The sequence below is a fragment of the Ruania alkalisoli genome (assembly GCF_014960965.1).
Taxonomy (GTDB): Bacteria; Actinomycetota; Actinomycetes; order Actinomycetales; family Beutenbergiaceae; genus Ruania; species Ruania alkalisoli.
This window is the reverse complement of the sequence record NZ_CP063169.1, coordinates 3,642,773-3,662,286: the sequence shown is the minus strand read 5'-3', so window position 1 is coordinate 3,662,286 and position 19,514 is coordinate 3,642,773. Positions and strand designations below refer to the sequence as shown.

Annotated in this window: 10 protein-coding genes; 5 read left to right on the top strand and 5 right to left on the bottom strand. The window is 68.0% G+C overall.

Going from position 1 to position 19,514, the window contains the following annotated elements:
* Positions 1-455 precede the first annotated feature (455 nt).
* Positions 456-6,554: a metallophosphoesterase gene (locus tag IM660_RS16260; RefSeq protein ID WP_193496847.1), complete on the top strand. Its 6,099-nt coding sequence runs from the start codon at positions 456-458 to the stop codon at positions 6,552-6,554.
* A gap of 46 nt (positions 6,555-6,600) precedes the next feature.
* Here IM660_RS16260 and IM660_RS16255 read toward each other — a convergent pair whose 3' ends face one another.
* Together IM660_RS16255 and IM660_RS16250 are read right to left on the bottom strand one after the other, a co-directional pair.
* A complete protein-coding gene (locus IM660_RS16255; RefSeq protein WP_193496846.1) occupies positions 6,601-7,911 on the bottom strand; it encodes an MFS transporter in 1,311 nt (436 codons plus the stop codon).
* 95 nt (positions 7,912-8,006) lie between these two features.
* The gene (locus IM660_RS16250; protein ID WP_193496845.1) at positions 8,007-8,669 is read right to left on the bottom strand and encodes an IMPACT family protein; all 663 of its coding nucleotides are present in this window, start codon (positions 8,667-8,669) and stop codon (positions 8,007-8,009) included.
* A 160-nt stretch (positions 8,670-8,829) separates the two neighbouring features.
* On the opposite strand from IM660_RS16250, the gene IM660_RS16245 reads away from it, so the two are divergent.
* Entirely contained in the window at positions 8,830-11,355 is a 2,526-nt protein-coding gene (locus IM660_RS16245; protein ID WP_193496844.1) for an ATP-dependent Clp protease ATP-binding subunit, read from the top strand.
* Between the two features lie 237 nt (positions 11,356-11,592).
* Here IM660_RS16245 and pbp4b read toward each other — a convergent pair whose 3' ends face one another.
* From pbp4b to IM660_RS16230, 3 genes are all read right to left on the bottom strand, one after another.
* Complete coding sequence (pbp4b, locus tag IM660_RS16240; RefSeq protein WP_193499469.1) at positions 11,593-14,241, bottom strand: penicillin binding protein PBP4B; 2,649 nt, start codon at positions 14,239-14,241, stop codon at positions 11,593-11,595.
* Positions 14,242-14,392: 151 nt separating this feature from the next.
* A complete protein-coding gene (locus IM660_RS16235; RefSeq protein WP_193496843.1) occupies positions 14,393-15,268 on the bottom strand; it encodes a MurR/RpiR family transcriptional regulator in 876 nt (291 codons plus the stop codon).
* Positions 15,269-15,390: 122 nt separating this feature from the next.
* Positions 15,391-15,978 carry an SGNH/GDSL hydrolase family protein gene (locus IM660_RS16230; protein WP_246464996.1) on the bottom strand — a complete coding sequence of 196 codons (588 nt, stop codon included), beginning with the start codon at positions 15,976-15,978 and terminating at the stop codon, positions 15,391-15,393.
* 83 nt (positions 15,979-16,061) lie between these two features.
* Between IM660_RS16230 and IM660_RS16225 the strand changes: the two genes are divergently transcribed.
* The 3 genes from IM660_RS16225 (at position 16,062) to IM660_RS16215 (ending at position 19,369) form a co-directional block, all read left to right on the top strand.
* On the top strand, positions 16,062-16,598 hold the full coding sequence (locus IM660_RS16225) for a MarR family winged helix-turn-helix transcriptional regulator (RefSeq protein ID WP_193496841.1): 537 nt from the start codon (positions 16,062-16,064) through the stop codon (positions 16,596-16,598).
* A 100-nt stretch (positions 16,599-16,698) separates the two neighbouring features.
* Positions 16,699-18,252 (top strand): MFS transporter, encoded by a 1,554-nt coding sequence (locus tag IM660_RS16220; protein ID WP_246464995.1) that lies wholly within the window; start codon positions 16,699-16,701, stop codon positions 18,250-18,252.
* 91 nt (positions 18,253-18,343) lie between these two features.
* Positions 18,344-19,369, top strand: coding sequence for a LacI family DNA-binding transcriptional regulator (locus tag IM660_RS16215; RefSeq protein ID WP_193496840.1), 1,026 nt, complete (start codon positions 18,344-18,346; stop codon positions 19,367-19,369).
* Positions 19,370-19,514: the final 145 nt, after the last annotated feature.

Genomic DNA, 19,514 nt, shown 5'->3' with positions numbered 1-19,514 from the left:
CGTGCGACTCGAGGCCATCGTCGGTGACATCACCACCCAAGCGGTGGACGCCGTCGTGAATGCGGCGAACTCCAGCCTGCTTCATCGAGAGTCTGCGGGTGGCTGAGGAACTCAGCGCGGCATCGGTGGCGTTCCCGGCGGTGAGCGGCGGGGTCTACGGGTAGGCGATGAGCGATGTCGCCCGGATAACCGTCCAGGCCGTGTCCGGATTCCAGGCTGGGTCGGTGGAATTGGTGCGGTTCGTCCTGTTCAGCAGCGACGCGAAGGCGGTTGTCGATCGACACGTGGACAGCGGGTTAACGGATGAGGTATTGCCGGTTGAACGCTGGATGAAAGGACGGGCGCCCTTGCCCGGACCCCTTGTCTCGTAAAGAAAGAACCAATAGGGTCGGGCGAAGGTAAATAAGTTCCATGGCCCAAAGCCGGGCCTCCAGGAGGTCCCGATGGGTCGACGAATGACGTCCGCGATTGCACTTGGGTGCCTGATCGGGATGGCTGGTCTCCAGCCGCTCGCTCAACCCGCTGCGGCGGAGGAGCCCGACCGTCCTGCCTACCTGGAACGCGAGCTCTTCACCGGCGAGTTCCACTCCCACACGTCGGTGAGCGACGGTGTGCACCTGCCCCCGGATGCATTCGACCATGTCGCCGCGGAAACCGAGGCGGACTTCTTTGCCGTGAGCGAGCACGACGTGATGTGGGACATCCGCAACGGCGACGACTTCATCGACGACTGGCGGGACGCTGACTCCGAGGAATGGCGGTGGGTGCACGAGCAGGCCGAGGCGTACAACGCCAGCCAGGACGACCTGGTCGCCGTACCGTCGATCGAGAACACCTGGTACGACGGCACCGGGCACATCAACGTGTTCAACACCGACTGGCACGCCACGGCTCGTGCGACGCAGCAGGGTAACAGCGACGGCTTCGCCAACAGCTTCGGTACCGGTGACCTGAAGTACGACATGTACACCTTCTTCGCCCGCCTCAAGCTGGACCCGGATGCGATCGCGCAGTTCAACCACCCCCGGTCCACGGGCAAGGGGAACTTTTTCGACTTCAACGGCCTGGACCCTGTCGTCGATGAACGCATCGAGCTCATCGAGGTCCGGGACGAGGCGCAGTTCGCCGAGTTCCAGAACGCGCTGGACGTCGGCTGGCACCTCGGACCGGTGTGGAACGGGGACGAGCACTCCGCCAACTGGGTGACCTCGAGCGAGTCGATCACCGGCATCTGGGCGAGGGAACATTCTCTGGACGGGCTGTACGCCGCCATGCAGGACCGCAGCGTCTACTCCACGCAGGACGTCAACACCGTCCTCGCTTTCGGGGCCGGAGACGCCATCATGGGCTCCGTCCTCCCGGCGGGGACGACTTCGACGACTTTCGACGTCCGGCTCACGGAGCCCGACACCGGTGAGGCCTTCACCTCGGTCCAGCTGCTCACCAACGGGGGCGAGGTCGCCCATAGTTTCGACGACGTCAGCGGGAACACCCTCGAGTTGTCCGTCGACCTCGCGCTCGCCGATGGTGACTTCTACTATGTCCGTGCCGACCAGGCTGACGGCGACTTCGTGGTCTCGGCACCGATCTGGGTGGGCGAGACAACCCGCGGGGCCAACTACGCCCCAGTGATCACCATCGCCGGGGACGTCGCGGACCATGCCGTGTACGGCCAGGAGATCGCGCTGCCTGCTGTCACCGCGACCGACGACTCGGGTGAGACACCCACGGTCAGCTTCGAGGTGTACGACGCAGCCGGTGAGGTCCCTGTGACCGACGGCTCGTTCCAGGTGCGCAGCTACGACGACCACTTCGTGGTGGTGAAGGCGGAAGACGCGACCGGGAACATCAACGCCGAGCTGCTGCGGATCACGATCGATACGCACGTGCTCGATCCGGACGGGGTGTTCCAGTACTTCGGGAGCACCGCAGCAGTCTCCGACCAGCCAGGTGGAACGGGGATCGCGGTCTCGACCGACCGGAGTATCGAGACGGTCTATGCCCAGGTCCGGCCCGCGGGTCAGGACGACTGGAGCGGCGCCGAGGTGCTGACCTCGACGAACGACCGCCCGTACGAGGTGAACACGATCGGCAACGAGGAGCCGGTGTACCAGCACTCCATCACCGGGCAGACGCTGCGCAGCCACGAGTTCGGCGTGACCGGGCTGGAGCACGGCGAGCGTTATGTCTACCGGTTCGGTGTCGCAGTGGACGGCGCCGCTCCCGAGGCGAGCCACGAGTCCGCCTGGACCGAGGTTCAAGGAGAGTTCGTCGCCGCGGGCGGTCAGAACGAACCCGTCTACGTCGTCGGCGACCTGCAGGTCAATTCTCATGACACCGACGAGCTCGGACTGCTGCGTGATGTGCTCGACCGCCTGCAGACCGAGGCGCCCGGCGGCGGCACCGTGCTGCAGACCGGCGACCTGGTGGACAACGGCGGTCGTGGACAGTACTGGGACGAGGTCTTCGAGCACGTCTATGACGGGCTCGATCTCCAGGTGGCGCCCGTCGCCGGCAACCATGAGACCTACGGCGACCTCGACTACAACTCCCAGACCGCCGAGCGGACGGCGATCTTCTCGAACATGTACGACCTACCGGAGGGTGGGGCGATCGGGGAGAGCAACTACTCGTTCGACCGCGGAGACATCCACTTCGCCGTGCTCAACTCGACCGCCGGTATCGATGCCCAGCTGGCGTGGCTGACCGAGGACATCCGTTCGTCCACGCGGGACTGGAACGTGGTCGTCGGCCACTACTCCTACTACGGCGGGTACCACGCCGAGGACGCAGCGCTCGCAGCGGACCGCCCCAAGATCACCGCTGCGCTCGAGACGCTGGGGGTCGACCTCTACATCGGGGCGCACGACCACGTCTACAAGCGGTCCACCATCTTCGACGACCGACTCGCCGAGACGCCCGAGGAGGAAGCCCTCGGGACCACGGTGGTGACCATGGGGTCGGCCGGTCCCAAGTTCCGCGACAACGTGGAGCAGTGGTGGGACGACGTGGTGTTCGACGAGGACACGCAGATGGGCAGCGTTCTCGAGGTCACTGACGAGGGCCTGCAGATGACCGCCTACACCCTCGACGGCCGCACCGTGGACACCTTCACCGTGACCAAGCCGACGGACCACTGGCAGGTCACCTCGACCGACATCGTCGATCGCCAGATGGAGGGGGTGGGGCTCCTCAGCTACGCCGGCAGCCCGGACGATCTCACTGTCGCCGCTGCGACCTATGACCGCGATCAAGAGCAGATGGTGGATCTGCGCACGGTCGACGTCGCCCTGGACCACCGGGGCCGCGAGCAGTTCGTCACCTTCGACAGCCCGCTCCCGGTCGAACCCAGCGAGACGGTACGCCTGTTCGTCTGGGACAGTCTTGCCTCCGCAGCGCCGTTGGTCCCGGCGATGACCGTGCGTGAAGGCTTGGACGGCGGTGGGACGGCAGAGGACCCGTACCTCCTCCAGAGCGCCGCCGATCTGCCGAAGATCGCCCACGACCCCGCCGGCGAGTACCTCCTCGTCACCGACATCGACCTCACCGACGTGGCCATGTCCCAGCTCGGTCGCCTGGTGACGTTCACCGGGGTGTTCGACGGTGGGGGGCACACGATCAGTGGCTACACCGCGCCACCGGGGGAGGGCGTGGGCCTGTTCGCCGACAATCACGGCACGATCCGCCGCCTGGTCGTCCACGGTGAGGTGACCGCCGAGGTGACGAATGCCGGTCTCCTCGCCGATGTCAACCACGGCACGATCGAACAGGTCCGTACGGCGGGGACCTTGACCGCTTCCTCGCGCGTCGGCGGGATCGTCGGTGACCATCACGGCACCCTCGTGGACAGCTACTCCACGGCAGACGTCCGGGCCACCGGCCTGTATGCGGGCGGCACCGTCGGCATCGCCCGAAGCGGGTCGGTCACGGCGAACGTGTTGGCTACTGGCGCCGTGGTTGCCGACACCCGAAACGCGGGAGGGGTGGTGAGCTACGGCTACGAGGAGACAGCAGTCCAGCATGTCGTCTCGCTGAACTCGCTGGTGTCCGCGCCGAGCTATGCGCACGCAGTGATCGGCAGGGTCGGCAGCGGGCATATGGCCCTGCTGGCGGACAACCACGTGAGCGCAGCCGTCCCGGTGAGCGGGGAGAGTCTGAGCGAGCCACCTGCCGCGGACAACTGGAAGGGCGCCGTCGTGAGTGTTCCTCGGGTTCGCACCCAGGCGTTCTTCGAGGGCCTCGGTTGGGACTTCGCCACCGTGTGGGGCTGGAGCGCCGATGGTCAACGGCCGATCCTGCGTGCATCCCCGGAGGATGTGCCACCCGTTCCGCTCCCGGACCTGCCGCAGGACGCCGACGGCGCGTACATCGTCGACGAAGTGGCGGACCTGGATCAGATCGGACCTTTCCCGGAGTACGACTACGTGCTCGCTGCCGATCTCGACCTCACCGGCTCCACACCCCCGAGCGCGGGGACGGCTGCCTTCACCGGGACTTTTGATGGCGCCGGGCACACGATCAGCGGGCTGAGTTCCTCCACCGGTGGACTCTTCGGTGTCCTGGCCGGTTCCGTGCATGATCTCGCGATCGTCGATGCCGCCATCGTGAGCGAGGAGCGGATGGTCGGCATCGTCGCCAACGAGTCGACGGCGGAGAGCCGGATCGAACGCGTCTTCACCTCCGGTTCTGTGCAGGGGGCGAGTTATGTGGCCGGGATGGTCGGCAGTCACAGTGGGCTGATCGCCGACAGTTACTCCCTCGCCGACGTCACGGCGTCCGGTGGCCGATACTCCGGCGGCATCGCGGCCGTCCCGCGCGCCGGCAGCAGCATCGAGCGCACCTATGCGATGGGGGCTGTCCACACGGTCGGTGACCAGTCCGCCGGCGGTATCACCGGCTACTCCTACGCCGGCACGGTGGTACGGGAGAGCTTCGCCCTCAATACGTCGGTCTCGGCGTCTGCCTATGCGCAGCGCGTGGTTGCTCGCACCCGCTCGGGCGAGACGCCCACGCTGGTGAACAACTACGCAGTGGAGACCCTGGTCCCGGCGGTACAGAGCAACCCGGCGACCGGACCGGCGACGCTGAACGGCGAGACACGGACGGTTGAGGATGCCCAGAGCCAGGCCACCTGGGACGACGGTCTCGGCTGGGACTTCGACGCTGTGTGGCAGTGGAGCACGGTCGGGCAGCGGCCCATCCTGCGTTCGGCAGTGGAGGATGTCACCTCTGACCCGACCGAACCCGAGGGTCCGGCGCTGGAACAGGACTCCGGCGGGTTCTACCTGCTCGGTGACGCCGCGGACCTCGAGGAAGTCGCGGACTGGCCGACGGAGCGCTACCGGCTGACCGCGGACCTCGACGTGACCGGCATCGACGTCCCACAGTTGGGCGTGATCGCACCGTTCACCGGTGAGCTAGACGGTGCGGGGTACGTGCTGACGGGCTTCACCTCGGACTCCGGGGGCCTGTTCCGGTCGATCGGCGCCGAGGGAATCATCCACGACATCGGCATCACCGGGACCGTCACGAGCGCGTCCACTGACGCCGGCATCCTGGTGAACGTCCACCGAGGGACGCTCGAGCGGGTGCACACCGACGGATCCGTGGCAGGCCCGTCCCGGGTGGGCGGGATCGTCGGAACATCGTTCGGGACGATCCGAGACTCGTACTCGACGGCAGACGTGACCGCGACGGTGACCAACTACGCGGGCGGGATCATCGGCGTCGCGGACAGCCCGAGTCTGACCGAACGGGTGCTCGCGACCGGGGCGGTCGAAGCGGTCGGCACGACAGCCGGGGGCATCACCGGGTATGCGCGGGACAGCGAGACCGTCGTACGCTCGAGCGTCGCGTTGAACCCCACGGTGACGGCGGAAGCGTACGCACAGCGCGTCGTCGCCCGTTCCGCGTCGGGTCAGTCCGCAACGCTCGACGGCAACCACGCCGTGGAATCCCTGGTCGCCGCGACCCAGAGCAACCCGGACGAAGGGCCGACGACGCTGAACGGGCAGACCCTGACGGCGGCAGAGGTGGAATCCGCATCGACCTGGTCCACCGCACTGGGGTGGGACCTCGAGACAGTCTGGGCCTGGGACGAGAGCGTCCAGCGCCCGGTGCTCGGCGGTGCCGCGCCGGAAACGGCCCAGGTCGTCGGTGTGCCGGTCGACACCGCTCCGATCGCTGGACCGCCGGTCACGAGCGCCCGGTCCGTGGGACCAGTCGTCACTGACCGGGATCGCCCGGGCGGGCCCGGGCGATACATTGACCACGAGGCTGTCAGCGGGCAGGACGGAGTGACGACGGTGACCCTGCACGCGGGCGCCGACGCCGCCGGCGAGCAGGTTGGCCTCTTCATCGTCGCGAGCCCTGCGGACGCGCGCCGACCCTCAGCTCAGGACATCGTCTTCCTCAACGAGGTCACGGCGGATGACTCAGGAGACGCCACGGTGCAGATCGCCCTACCGTCCCCTGGCCGCGGGAGTGGCTTCTGGATCGTGGCAGGCACGTCCACGGGGTCCACCCCCTACGTCGCTCGACTGGACGCCGACTGAGTTCTCGCGGCGATCCATCTGCCTGCTGGTGCGGATGGATCGCCGCTCAGATCAGGGCGCGCTCGGTATCGCGCTGCTCCACCAGGATCGAGGCTCCCGCCACGGCGAGCCCGGCGACCGCGAGGATCGCTCCAGCCCACGCCGGTGCCAGATACCCCAGACCGGCCGCGATCACAGCACCGCCGATCCAGGCACCGGTCGCGTTCCCGATGTTCAGGGCGGAGTGGTGCAGCGCCGCTGCCAGGGAGGGTGCGTCCGGGGAGGCGTCCAGGAGGCGCGTCTGTAGGGACGGGCCGAGGAACTGGGAGATCGTGGCGATCAGGAACAAGCCGGTCATCCCGAGGATCGGCAGGCCCGCGGTCAGCACCGGCCCCGTGAGCGCGAACCCCACCAACAGCACCGCCATCCCGACCAGTCCGGCCACCACCGTGCCCATCACCGAGCGGTCCGCCAGCCTTCCGGCCACCAGATTCCCCAGGGCCATCCCGATCCCGAACACCAGCAGTGCGACCGGCACCGCCGCCGAGGTCAGCGAGAACACCTCCGGGACGATCTCGCCGATATAGCTGTAGACGGCGAACATGCCGCCGAAGCCGATCGCCCCGATACCGAGCGCGAACCACACCTGCGGGTAGCGGAACGCGCGCAACTCGCTGCGCGCAGATGCCGGCGCTGCCGGGCGGGGGAGCGGTGGCACGAACCGCCAGACGGCCACGACCGTGGCCAGCGCGGTCAGGACCACCAGCCCGTAGGTCGAGCGCCAGCCCACCGCCTGGCCCAGCGCAGTGGCGAGCGGGACTCCGACCATCGTGGCGATGGTCAGTCCCAGCATCACCATGGAGACGGCGCGGGCCCGGCGCGCCGGACCCGCCAGTGCAGCGGCGATCAAGGCCGCCACCCCGAAGTACGCCCCGTGCGGCACTCCGGCGAGGAACCGTGCCGCGAGCATCGCCGGATAGGTCGGTGCCACCGCCGACAGCGCGTTCGTGACAGCGATGCTCGCAGCCAGCAGCACCAGCAGCCTCGTGCGTTCCATCCGGGCTGCGGCTACCACGATCAGCGGTGCACCGATGACGACCCCGAGCGCATAGGCGGAGATCAGCCGGCCGGCCTCCGGCACCGTGACACTCAGCCCGGTGGCGATCTGCGGCAGCAGGCCCATACTCGCGAACTCGGTGGTCCCGATCGTGAACCCGCCCAACGCCATCGCGCCGAGTGCGAGGGTGAGGCGGCGCCCGGTGAGCGCAGGTGAGTTCGCCACAGTCCGGCCCGGCCGGCTACGGGAGGATTCCGGTGATGGCCCGGAGGGTGCGCCGTCGGTGGGAGGACGTGGGGAAGCGGCACACGGGGTGGTCATCGGGGGCTCCAGCGGAGAAGGGGAGTGCTACCGACATTGGGAGCCGCGGGCGATCTCAGTCTACGGCGTATCCAGCGCCTCACCCGTGCCGCCGCTCACCCGGCCCCGAGTTCGGCGTCCACCCACTCCTGCCCATGCAGGATCAGCTCGGCGCTGCCTCCCGTGGCAGTGGCGAGACGGTCGCGTAGGTGACCTACGCCGTCGGGGGCGCACGCCAGCTGCAGCCGTGCCAGCGTGCCGTATTCGGTGCCCAGCACGAGAACCCCGTGGCCGCGCAGGTCGGCTTCGACCCGGCCGGCGTCGGCGTGGGGGAGGTCCACCGATGCCAGCTCGCGACGGATCCGCTGCACGAGCCCGCCCCGGCCGCTCGCCTGGTCTACGGCCGCCGTGACGGCACCGGAATAGGCGCGCACCAGCCCGCCCGCGCCGAGGAGAACGCCCCCGAAGTACCGGGTGACGACGGCGACGCAGTCGACCAGTCCGTGCCCGGTGAGCACCTCGAGCATCGGAGCGCCGGCAGTCCCGGAGGGCTCACCGTCGTCGTGGGAACGGCGGATCTGGTCCTGCCCGGCCCCCAGCACGAACGCCGAGCAGTGGTGGCGGGCACTGTGGTGCTCCTTGCGAGCGCTCTCGACGGCGGCCCTCGCCTCGTCCTCCTGCGTCACCCGCACGAGACGGCACAGGAAGCGCGATCGCTTCTCCTCGATCTCGGCCTCCACGTGGGTGCCCGGGCCGCCGCGCAGGGTGAGAGGGGACATCGCTCCATTGTGACGCGGGTGGGGCGTCGGAGGTTCGTGACCCAACCGTGCTCTCTGCCGCTGGCGAACAGGGGCATAGGGGCGCACCTGCCCCGGTTAGCCTGGATGACACACCGCCACGACTGCCACCTGCGGTCCGAGGCCAGTGAGGAGCACCGAGATGTTCGAGAGATTTACCGACCGAGCCCGTCGGGTTGTCGTCCTTGCCCAAGAAGAGGCACGGATGCTCAACCACAACTACATCGGCACCGAGCACATTCTGCTCGGTCTCATTCACGAGGGCGAGGGGGTCGCTGCCAAGGCCCTCGAATCCCTGGACATCTCCCTGGAGGCCGTGCGCCAACAGGTGCAGGAGATCATCGGGGAAGGCCAGCAGGCGCCGAGCGGGCACATCCCGTTCACGCCGCGCGCCAAGAAGGTGCTCGAGCTCTCCCTGCGGGAGGCGCTCCAGCTCGGCCACAACTACATCGGCACCGAGCACATCCTGCTCGGTCTCATCCGCGAGGGTGAGGGTGTGGCCGCCCAGGTGCTCACCAAGCTCGGCGCCGACCTGAACCGGGTGCGCCAGCAGGTGATTCAGCTCCTCAACGGTTACCAGGGCAAGGAGACCGTGTCCGCCGGCGGTCCGGCCGAGGGCACGCCCTCCGGCTCTGCCGTGCTGGACCAGTTCGGGCGCAACCTCACCCAGGCGGCACGCGAGTCCAAGCTCGACCCGGTGATCGGGCGCAAGCTCGAGGTCGAGCGCGTGATGCAGGTGCTCTCCCGGCGTACCAAGAACAACCCGGTGCTGATCGGTGAGCCCGGCGTCGGTAAGACGGCTGTGGTGGAGGGCCTCGCACAGGACATCGTGCGCGGTGACGTGCCCGAGACCCTCAAGGACAAGCAGCTCTACACCCTCGACCTCGGCGCCCTCGTGGCCGGTTCCCGCTACCGCGGTGACTTCGAGGAGCGGCTGAAGAAGGTGCTCAAGGAGATCCGCACTCGCGGTGACATCATCCTGTTCATCGACGAGATCCACACGCTCGTCGGTGCGGGTGCTGCCGAGGGCGCGATCGACGCTGCGAGCATCCTCAAGCCGATGCTCGCGCGCGGTGAGCTGCAGACCATCGGTGCCACCACGCTGGATGAGTACCGCAAGCACATCGAGAAGGATGCGGCGCTCGAGCGTCGTTTCCAGCCGATTCAGGTGGCCGAGCCGACACTGGCTCACGCGATCGAGATCCTCAAGGGCCTGCGCGACCGGTACGAGGCTCACCACCGGGTGACCATCACCGACGCCGCACTGGTGGCGGCTGCGAACTTGGCCGACCGGTACGTCAACGACAGGTTCCTGCCGGACAAGGCGATCGACCTGATCGATGAGGCCGGTGCCCGCCTGCGCATCCGCCGCATGACCGCGCCGCCGGAGCTGCGTGAACTCGACGAGCAGATCGCCGAGACCCGCCGCGCCAAGGAATCCGCGATCGATGACCAGGACTTCGAGAAGGCAGCGCGCCTGCGGGACGAGGAGAAGCACCTCTCCAGCACGCGACTGGACAAGGAGAAGGCCTGGAAGGCCGGCGACATGGACAACGTCGCCGAGGTGGATGAGGAGCTGATCGCGGAGGTGCTGGCCGCCTCCACCGGGATCCCGGTGTTCAAGCTCACCGAGGAGGAGTCCTCGCGGCTGCTGCGCATGGAGGACGAGCTGCACAAGCGGATCGTCGGCCAGGACGCGGCCGTCAAGGCGCTCTCCCAGGCGATCCGCCGCACCCGCGCCGGTCTGAAGGACCCCAAGCGCCCGGGTGGGTCGTTCATCTTCGCCGGACCCACCGGCGTCGGGAAGACCGAGCTTGCCAAGGCGCTCGCGGAGTTCCTGTTCGGTGACGAGGACGCGCTCATCCAGCTGGACATGAGTGAGTTCTCGGAGAAGCACACCGTCTCCCGGATGTTCGGTTCGCCTCCCGGCTACGTGGGCTACGAAGAGGGTGGCCAGCTCACCGAGAAGGTGCGTCGCCGTCCGTTCTCCGTGGTGCTTTTCGACGAGGTGGAGAAGGCCCACGCGGACATCTTCAACTCGCTGCTGCAGATCCTCGAGGACGGTCGCCTGACCGACTCGCAGGGCCGGGTGGTCGACTTCAAGAACACCGTCATCATCATGACCACCAACCTCGGTACGCGGGACATCGCCAAGGGGCTGATCACCGGTTTCCAGGCCGGCGGCGACCTCTCGACGAGCTACGACCGGATGAAGACCAAGGTGAACGAGGAGCTCAAGCAGCACTTCCGCCCCGAGTTCCTCAACCGCGTGGACGACACCATCGTGTTCCCGCAGCTCTCCCAGGAGGAGATCTACCAGATCGTCGATCTCATGGTGGCCCAGCTCGCGAGTCGCCTGGCCGACAAGGACATGGATCTCGAGCTCACCATGGCTGCCAAGGACCTCCTCTCCGAGCGCGGCTACGACCCGGTGCTCGGCGCACGGCCGTTGCGCCGCGCGATCCAGCGCGAGATCGAGGACCAGCTCTCCGAGCGGATCCTCTACGGCGAGTTGCACGCTGGCCAGAAGGTTGTCGTCGACGCCACCGGCGAAGGTCTCCTCGGGGAGTTCACCTTCACCGGGGTGGACAGGGAGACCGAGAAGGAGCCGCTGGCCGTGGGAGCGGGTGCCTCACCCGAGCTCCCGGCGGCAGCCAGCGGAGAATAGTCACGCTGGGCTCCGCCGTCGGGATCTGATTCCCGACGGCGGAATCCACCATCCGAAGGCCGGTCACCCGAGCGGGTGGCCGGCCTTCGTCATGGGTGAGGGTGGCGCGACGAGCCCTGCTCGCCTGCCCCGCACCGACGCTCCGCTTGCCGAGCCACCGACGTTCGGCTCGCCGGGGGTGAGGTTGTCGTCGATGATGGGCGCGATATCGACGACAACCTCACCCAATCGCGCACGTCAGCGCTGGTGGCGAAGCCTCCGCAGGATCAGTAGAACCGCTCCGGCGAGCAGTGCCACGGCGGCGGCACCGATCAGCGCGCCGGTGCCCGATGCGCCGGTCTGTGGAAGGTCACCGCCGGCGGAGTGTCCGCCGGTGGGCTCACCAGGATCGGTCGGATCGGTGTCATCCGTGGCCGGACCGGTCGGGTCACCCGGCTCGGTCGGGTTGGTGGGGGTGCCCGGGTCAGTCGGATCGGGATCGACCGGTTCCTCGGCGAGTACGGTCACGGTGCTCGTGAGCTCCAGCGTGATCGGATCGTCGCTGTCCTGCAGTACGGTGGCCGGCAGTTCGACGATGCCGGAGGCGGCGACCGTGCCGGGAGTCTGCGGGCTGTATCCCTCGAGAGTCCACGTCACGGGCACCTCGTGCGTGCCGCCGTCGGAGTCTGTGAGAGTGGTGGACGGCGCAAGGCCCGCGAGCGCATCAGCCTCGGCGGTGCCGAAGGGCACCTCGATCCCGGTCACGTCCTCGAGAGCGGTCGCGACGGTGTAGTCGTCGCCGATCCCTGTCAATGCGCGGTAGACGTAGGCCGAGACAGGGACGAGGTTGGCCAGCGGCATGCTGCCGGCCTCGAACCCGTTGGGTGGGCTGACGACGGGTGCGTGGCGCATGTTCGTCAGGATCGTGATCGTCATCTGGTGCACGGGATCGATCACCGTCAGAGTGCCGGTCCAGCCTTGGTGACCGTAGGTGTACCGACTCGGGCCCCAGTTGAAGTAGTAGTAGCCCTGACCGCCGTTGGTGTGCAGCCGCCATCCCAGGCCGTAGCTGCCGTTGCCGGGTGTCGGTGCGAGGAACTCCTCGACGACGTCGGCGCTGAAGTACTCCTGCCCGCCGTACAGGCCCTGGTTCAGCATCAGCTGGGTGAGAACGGCCATATCCGAGGTGGTGGAGAACAGGCCTGCGTGGCCGGCCACACCGGCCATGGAGTACCAGGCCTTCTCGTCGTGGACCTCGCCCTGGAGGGTGTACTCGCGCATCGGAACCGGGTCGCCGCCCTCGAACTCACCGAAGGAGACGTTCCCGTCGCGGGTGTTGCCGTTGAGCTCGGTCGCCGCCACCTGGGAAGCGTCGATGCCGTGCTGCAGCGGGTTGAACATGGTGTCCGTCAGGCCGAGCGGGCCGTAGAAGTTCTCCTCCAGGTAGGCGTCGAGTCGCTGGCCGCTGACCTGTTCCACGAGCAGTCCGAGGATCATGTAGTCGACGTCCGAGTAGGCGAACGTGGTGCGAGGGGCGTACATCAGCGGGGTGCGGCTGACGGCGTCGATGATCCCGGTGCGGTCGTCCGGATCGTCGGTCTGGTACCAGAGATCCCCGGCGGAGGTGAGGTTCGGGTACTCGGGATCGGGGATGAGGCCGGCCCGGTGGTTGAGCAGATCACGCACGCGGATGGTCTCCTTGCCGGTGTATACGGCTTCGATGCCGCCCTCGCCGCCGACGGTCCACTTGCCGGTGTACTCGGAGTTCGCGTCGGTGAAGTTCTCCCAGCCGGGGAAGGAGGCGATCGTGGCGTCTAGGTCGAGCAGTCCCTCGCTGACCAGACGCTGGATCGCGTAGTTCGTGGCGTACATCTTGGTGTTCGATGCCAGGTCCCAGACGGTGTCGGTGGTGGCCGGGACCCGGTCCGCCTCGGGGAGAGGAGCCGCCTCGGTGATGGTGCCGTCTGAGTCGACACCGGTCGAGGACACCAGGGCGTCACCCCATGCCTGTTCCAGGACGGTCTGGCCGTCCTTGGTCACCACGACCGCCAGCCCCGGCCAGCCCGCATCGACCTGCTGCTGCGCGAAACGCTCAAGATCGGCGAGCCCGTCCGCACTGAATCCGAGTTGCTCGGGATCGGCCGTCCCGAGGCTGTCGTGCGCCACGGGCAGGGTGTCCAGCAGGTAGGTGCCGGAGTGGTCGATGTGGGTGCCGATCTGGAGGAGCCGCTCGACGGAGGCGAGGGAGAGGAAGTAGTCCTCGCCGACGCGGATGCCGTCGATGTCCTGGAACACCAGGTTCGTGTAGTTGCTGAGCATCCGGCCGGTGGCGTTCGATGCGAACCGATCGATGTCCATCGCGATCTCGTGGTAGTCACGGCCACGGGTGAGGGTGAGGATATCGAGGCTGCCGGTGGCGTATCCATCGAACTGGTAGCCGTTGCGGCCGGTGCTGACGCCGACGCCGAGTAGGTCGGAGAGGACATCGACGTCGACATAGCCGCGCCGGTTCTCGATGCGTAGCTGTTCCTCGGGGACGCGCTGCGGTTCGGCGTAGGCCCGCGGATCCCCGTCGATGACCCAGGTCTCCGCCTGATCGCCGTCGGCCCAGACGTAGCGGACGTCCTCGGCGAAAGCGGAGTCCCCAGCCACGCGGAACCCGAGTGCACTGTCGTCGGCAGCGCTCGGGAAGGTGAGCTGCGTCCACTGCCCGAACTCGTCGGATCCGGTGCCGGTGACAGACGCGCTCCCCTCAAGCGCTACGCCTTCGATGGCTGGCTCACCAGGCCCGGCGTAGTGCACGACCAGGGTTGCCGGGGGACCTGCGGAAGCGGCTCCTGCACCGAGTGTGGCCAGTCCGAGCGCTCCCACCAGCGTGAGTGCGACGGATCGGATTGGGCGGGTCATAGGGCCTCCCGGGCTCGACAGATGACAGCGATGTCTGAGATCGACCGAGTCGGAACCGGCACCCGGCCTGATCAGAAAGTACCAATCAAGCGAGACAAACGGAAGATTTGTTTCTGATCATCCGGAGGTGGGCCGCGCTGGAGTCATCGGCCTACTGGCGGAACTCTTCATCGAGGCGAAGCGCCTGGACCGCCTCGCGGGTGCGCTGAAGTGGCTCGGCCAGGTGCTCGACATCCGCCTGGAGCATCCTGACCACCAGGTAGTCGACGATTGCGAGCTGAGCCATCCGGCTGGCGATCGCACCAGAGCGTCTCTCGGGCTCACGGGCGTGGGTGGGCAGCAGGATCTGTGCTGCCCGGGCGACAGGAGAGGAAGGCGCGTTGGTCACTGCCACCGTGATGCCGCCGTGCTGACGGGCCGCGGCGAGGAACGCGACAGTCTCCTGCGTTCTGCCACTGTGGGAGAACGCCACGGCGACGCGTGCCTTGTTCGCCAGGCCCGCTGCTGTCAGTGCCAGGTGCGGATCCATGAAGCAGCTGGACGCGATGTCGAGGCGGGTGAGCTTCTGGTGCAGGTCCGCCGCAGCCAGGGCGCTGGATCCACCGCCGTAGATGTCCACCCGTTCGGCGGCGCCCAGGGCGTGTGCGACATGGTCGAGCGCCGCTGCGTCGAGTTGCTGGGCTGTCTCCTCAATCGCACGCATCTGCTGATAGGCGACCTTGGCGACCAGGGAGGGGACGTCGTCATCGGCTGCGATCTCGGCGTCGGAGACGCGCAGGTAGCTGAGCGCCTGAGCCTCGCGGCTACGGGCGGATGCCACGGCCAGACGGAAGGCCTTGTACCCCTCGAACCCTGCTGCGCGGCAGAAACGGACGACCGTGGCCTGCGAGGTGGCGCAGCGCTGCGCGAGCTCGGTGATCGTGGAGGCGAGGACGATCTCGGGGTCGGCGAGGACCGCCCGCGCGAGCTTCCGCTCGGCCGGGGCGAGCGCATCGAGCCGCTGCTCAAGCTGGACAAGGACGTCCATCACGGTGCCCGGCGGCCGGTGGCGTCGGTGGAGCAGAGCATCGCCGCAGGGGCGAGGCGATGACAGTGGCGAAGCATAGGCCCACTGTAGGAGATCATCAGTGGAACGCCCGGGCCGGCTACTCAGCGGCGGTAGTTGTCCAGCCAGAGGTCGGCGATGAAGCGGTGCCCGGTCGGGGTGGGGTGCACGCCGTCGTGGGCGAGGAATTCCGGTGACGTGCGTGACGCCGTCTGGGTGAGGGGGCCGTCGGTGGCCAGATACTCGGCGTCGAACTCAGCGGCCAGGCGGCGCACCACCTGGATCTTCGGGTCGAGATCCTCCCGCCAGGCCCACTGGTCGGCGTTGACTGGCAGCAGGAACGGCTCGACCAGGATGATCCGCTTCACCCCGGCAGCTCGGGAGCGGGTGAGCAGGTCGCGGTAACCGGATTCGTACGCCTCGGCCGAGGTGGGGTCGCCGGAGTCGTAGCGGCGCCAGGTGTCGTTGATGCCAATCATGATCGAGAGCACCTCGGGGGAGTGGGCGAGGACATCCGCGTCCCACCGGGCTTGCAGGTCCACCACGCGGTGGCCGCCGATCCCGGTATTGATCACCCGCTTCTCCGGCACATCAGCCGCCACGAGCGAGGCGTATCCCTCGCCGAGGCTGGTCAGATCGGTTCGGTCACGGCCGCAGTCGGTGATCGAGTCACCCGTCAGAAGAATGGTCACGAACGGTGAGCCTACCGATGGGAGTCGGGACATGAACGGTGCGTCCACCGATGCCGCGTGGAGCGGCGGATAGTGTGCCTGGCATGTCCTCGTCCGAGCGTGAACCCACAGCTGACCAGGGAGCCCGCGGCGCCGAGCTCGCCGCGGCTGAAGCGCAGATCACCGCCTTCTGGCGCCGTGCTCGCTACACCTCGCGCAATCTCGCGACCCAGGTGCATCCCCGGCTCGAACCCTCCGGCTACACCGTGCTTGCCGCCATCGACGATCTACAGCCCCCGGGTGAGGGGGTCGGGGCGGGGGTGCGCGCCCAGGAGCTCGCCGAGCGCCTGGACCTGCACAAGTCCACTCTGTCCCGGGTGATCGCCGATCTGGAGGGGCTGGGCTTGCTGGAGCGCACCGTCGACCCCGGCGACGCCCGGGCCAGGTTGTTGCAGCTGACCCCCTACGGGGCGGAATCGCTGCGGGAGGCGAGGCGGCGCCGTCGGGCGGTGTTCTCGGCCAGGCTCGCGCAATGGTCGCCGGAGGACTTGAGTGACATGGCGCGCCTCCTGGGCCGCCTCAACCAGGACCTGCGCCCGGATGGGGCGGCTGGTGAGGAGCCTCACACCCCTCCACGATAGTTGTGTTACGCAACTAGTTGCTACTCTGGCTCCGCAGGTCGCGGCGATGGCTGCCCATCTCCGAGTGCCTGCTGGCATCGAATGAGAGGTGAGCCAGGTCGTGACCGACACCATTGCCGAGCAAATCGAGACCCGCGAGTACACCCATAGGGAGATCCTCAAGGTCCTGACCGGCCTGCTGGCGGCGCTGTTCACCGCGATGATCTCCACCACGATCGTCTCCACGGCCCTGCCGACGATCATGGCCGACCTGGGCGGCACGCAGCGGCAGTACACCTGGGTGATCACCGCGGCCCTGCTGGCGATGGCCATCACCACCCCCATCTGGGGAAAGCTCGCCGATCTGTTCGACAAGAAGATCCTCGTCCAGACGGCCATCGTGCTGTTCGTGATCGGTTCCGTCGGGGCAGGAGCCGCGCAGGCGATCCCCGCGATGATGGCCTTCCGTGCCGTGCAGGGGCTGGCGATGGGTGGTCTGACCGCGCTCGTGCAAGCGGTGCTCGGCACGATCATCCCGCCTCGGGAGCGCGGCCGGTACTTCGGCTACATGGGGGCGGTGATGGCCGTCGCCACGGTCTCCGGTCCGCTGCTGGGTGGCGTGATCACCGACCACCTGCACTGGCGCTGGTGCTTCTTCGTGTGCGTGCCGCTGGCCGTGATCGCCATCGCAGTGCTGCAGGCCACCCTGACCCTTCCCGCCGCGCCCCGTGCCAGGCTGCGTATCGACGTCGCTGGGGCGGTGCTGGTCGCCATCGCCGCTGCCCTGCCGATGCTGTGGGTCACCTTCGCCGGCAACGACTTCGCCTGGCTCTCCTGGCAGACGGCAGCCTTCCTCGGCGGTGCGCTGCTCGCTGCGGTGATCCTGATGCGCGTGGAACTGCGTGCCTCGCAGCCGATCATCCCGCTGCGCGTGCTGCGCAACCGCACCACCGGGCTGATGATCGTCGCGAGTATCGCCGTCGGAGTCGCGATGTTCGGCACCGGGGTGTTCGCCACGCAGTACTTCCAGCTCGCCGGCGGGCACTCGCCCACCACGGCCGGGCTGATGACCATCCCGCTGATCGTCTCCCAGATGGTCGCCGGTATCGCCAGCGGTCAGATCGTCACCCGCACCGGCCGGTGGAGGCCGGTGATGTTGGTGGCGGCGGTGCTGCTCGTCGTCGGGCTCGGAGGACTGGGGCTGGTGCTCGACCACACCACGCCCTACTGGATCGTCGCGGTGTTCATGGCCGTTTCCGGGATGGGCGTCGGAGGACTGATCCAGAACATCGTGCTCGCCGTGCAGAACACCGTGGACGTCAAGGACGTCGGTGCGTCCTCGGCCACCATCGCGTTCTTCCGGTCGGTCGGGGGAACGATCGGAGTCTCCGTCCTCGGGGCGGTGCTGGCCAACCAGGTCACCTCGCGCATCACCGACGGCGTCCAGGCCCTGGGCATGGACGCCTCCCAGGTGGGGGCGAGCCAGGGCAGCCTGGACGTGGCGAGCCTGCCAGCGGCGCTGCAGGATCTCTTCCACCACGCCTATGGGGACTCCTTCGGGCTGCTGTTCGAGATTGCCGGCGCCGCTTCGATCGTCACCTTGCTGGCGATCGTGCTGGTACGTGAGACCGTGCTGCGCACGACGGTGCACATGGCGACCGAGCGGGCGGACTGACCGCACATCTGCCGGGTACGCTGTCGCTAGGACCGCAGAGGAGTACGAGGCAGCGATGGCCCACCGGCGACGATCGCCCAGCATCTCCGATGTGGCACGGGAAGCCGGCGTCTCGATCGGCACGGTCTCGAACGTGCTCAACGGCACCGCCCGCGTCACCGAGGCCACCCGCGCGAAGGTGGAGATGGCGATCGGCCGGCTTGGATTCGTGCGCAACGCTTCGGCATGGTCACTCGCCGCGGGCCGCAGCTCCACACTCGGCTTCGTGATCATCGACCTGTCGAACTCGTACTTCCTCGACATTGCCCGGGGAGCCGAACGCGAAGCAGGGAAGACAGGCTTGAACCTGCTGCTGGCGAACTCGGATCTGTCCGAGAGTAAGCAGCGCACCTACGTCGACTTGTTCGTGGAGGAGCGGGTGGCGGGGATCCTCATCGCTGCCAACCACGGTTCGGACCAGCGGTTGCACAAGTCCGCCCGTGGTGTCCCGGTGGTCATGGTCGACGCACCTGGTGACCACACCGACGTGTGTTCGGTCGTCCCCGACAACATCCACGGCGGCTATCTCGCTGCGATGCACCTCATCGAACACGGGCGCCGTCACCTCCTCTTCGCCGGTGCGACGGCGCTGGTGCCCGTGCGCGACCGGCTCACCGGCGTTGAACGAGCCGTGGCGGAGAACCCCGGGGTGGTGCTCGAGGTCGAGCAGACTCGCGATGTGCAGGTCGAGGACGGGCGCCGTGTCGGTGACGACGTCGCGCTGCGCCGCACCGCCGAGCGCCCCGACGGCGTGATCGCTGCGGCCGATCTGCTGGCCCTGGGGGTGCTGCAGTCGGTCCTGCTCTCCTCGAGCCTGCGCGTGCCCGAGGATCTCGCTCTCATCGGCTATGACGATAACCGCGCCGCCTGGGACTCGGCTGTACCGCTGTCCACCGTCCGCCAGCCCGGCGAGGAGATCGGGCTCGAGGCGGTGCGGCTACTGCTCGAGGAACTGGAGACGGGGACCGAGTCGCACCAGCACCGGATGGTCACCTGTGAACCGGCGCTGGTGGTCCGGGCGAGCACGATCGGCCAGGAGGGCGCGGGCATCGCATCTACGTCCCTAGCGCCTCGGTGACCGGAGAACACACCGGCGCCCACCCTCCCCGGCAGGCTCCGCCGTCGGAGGCAGTGTGTTCGTGAGTGAGCCAACCCGCCGATGTGACACTCACCACGCAAGTCGTGGTTTCGAGGCCCAATAGGGGAGACTGAGGGCAGGGCGT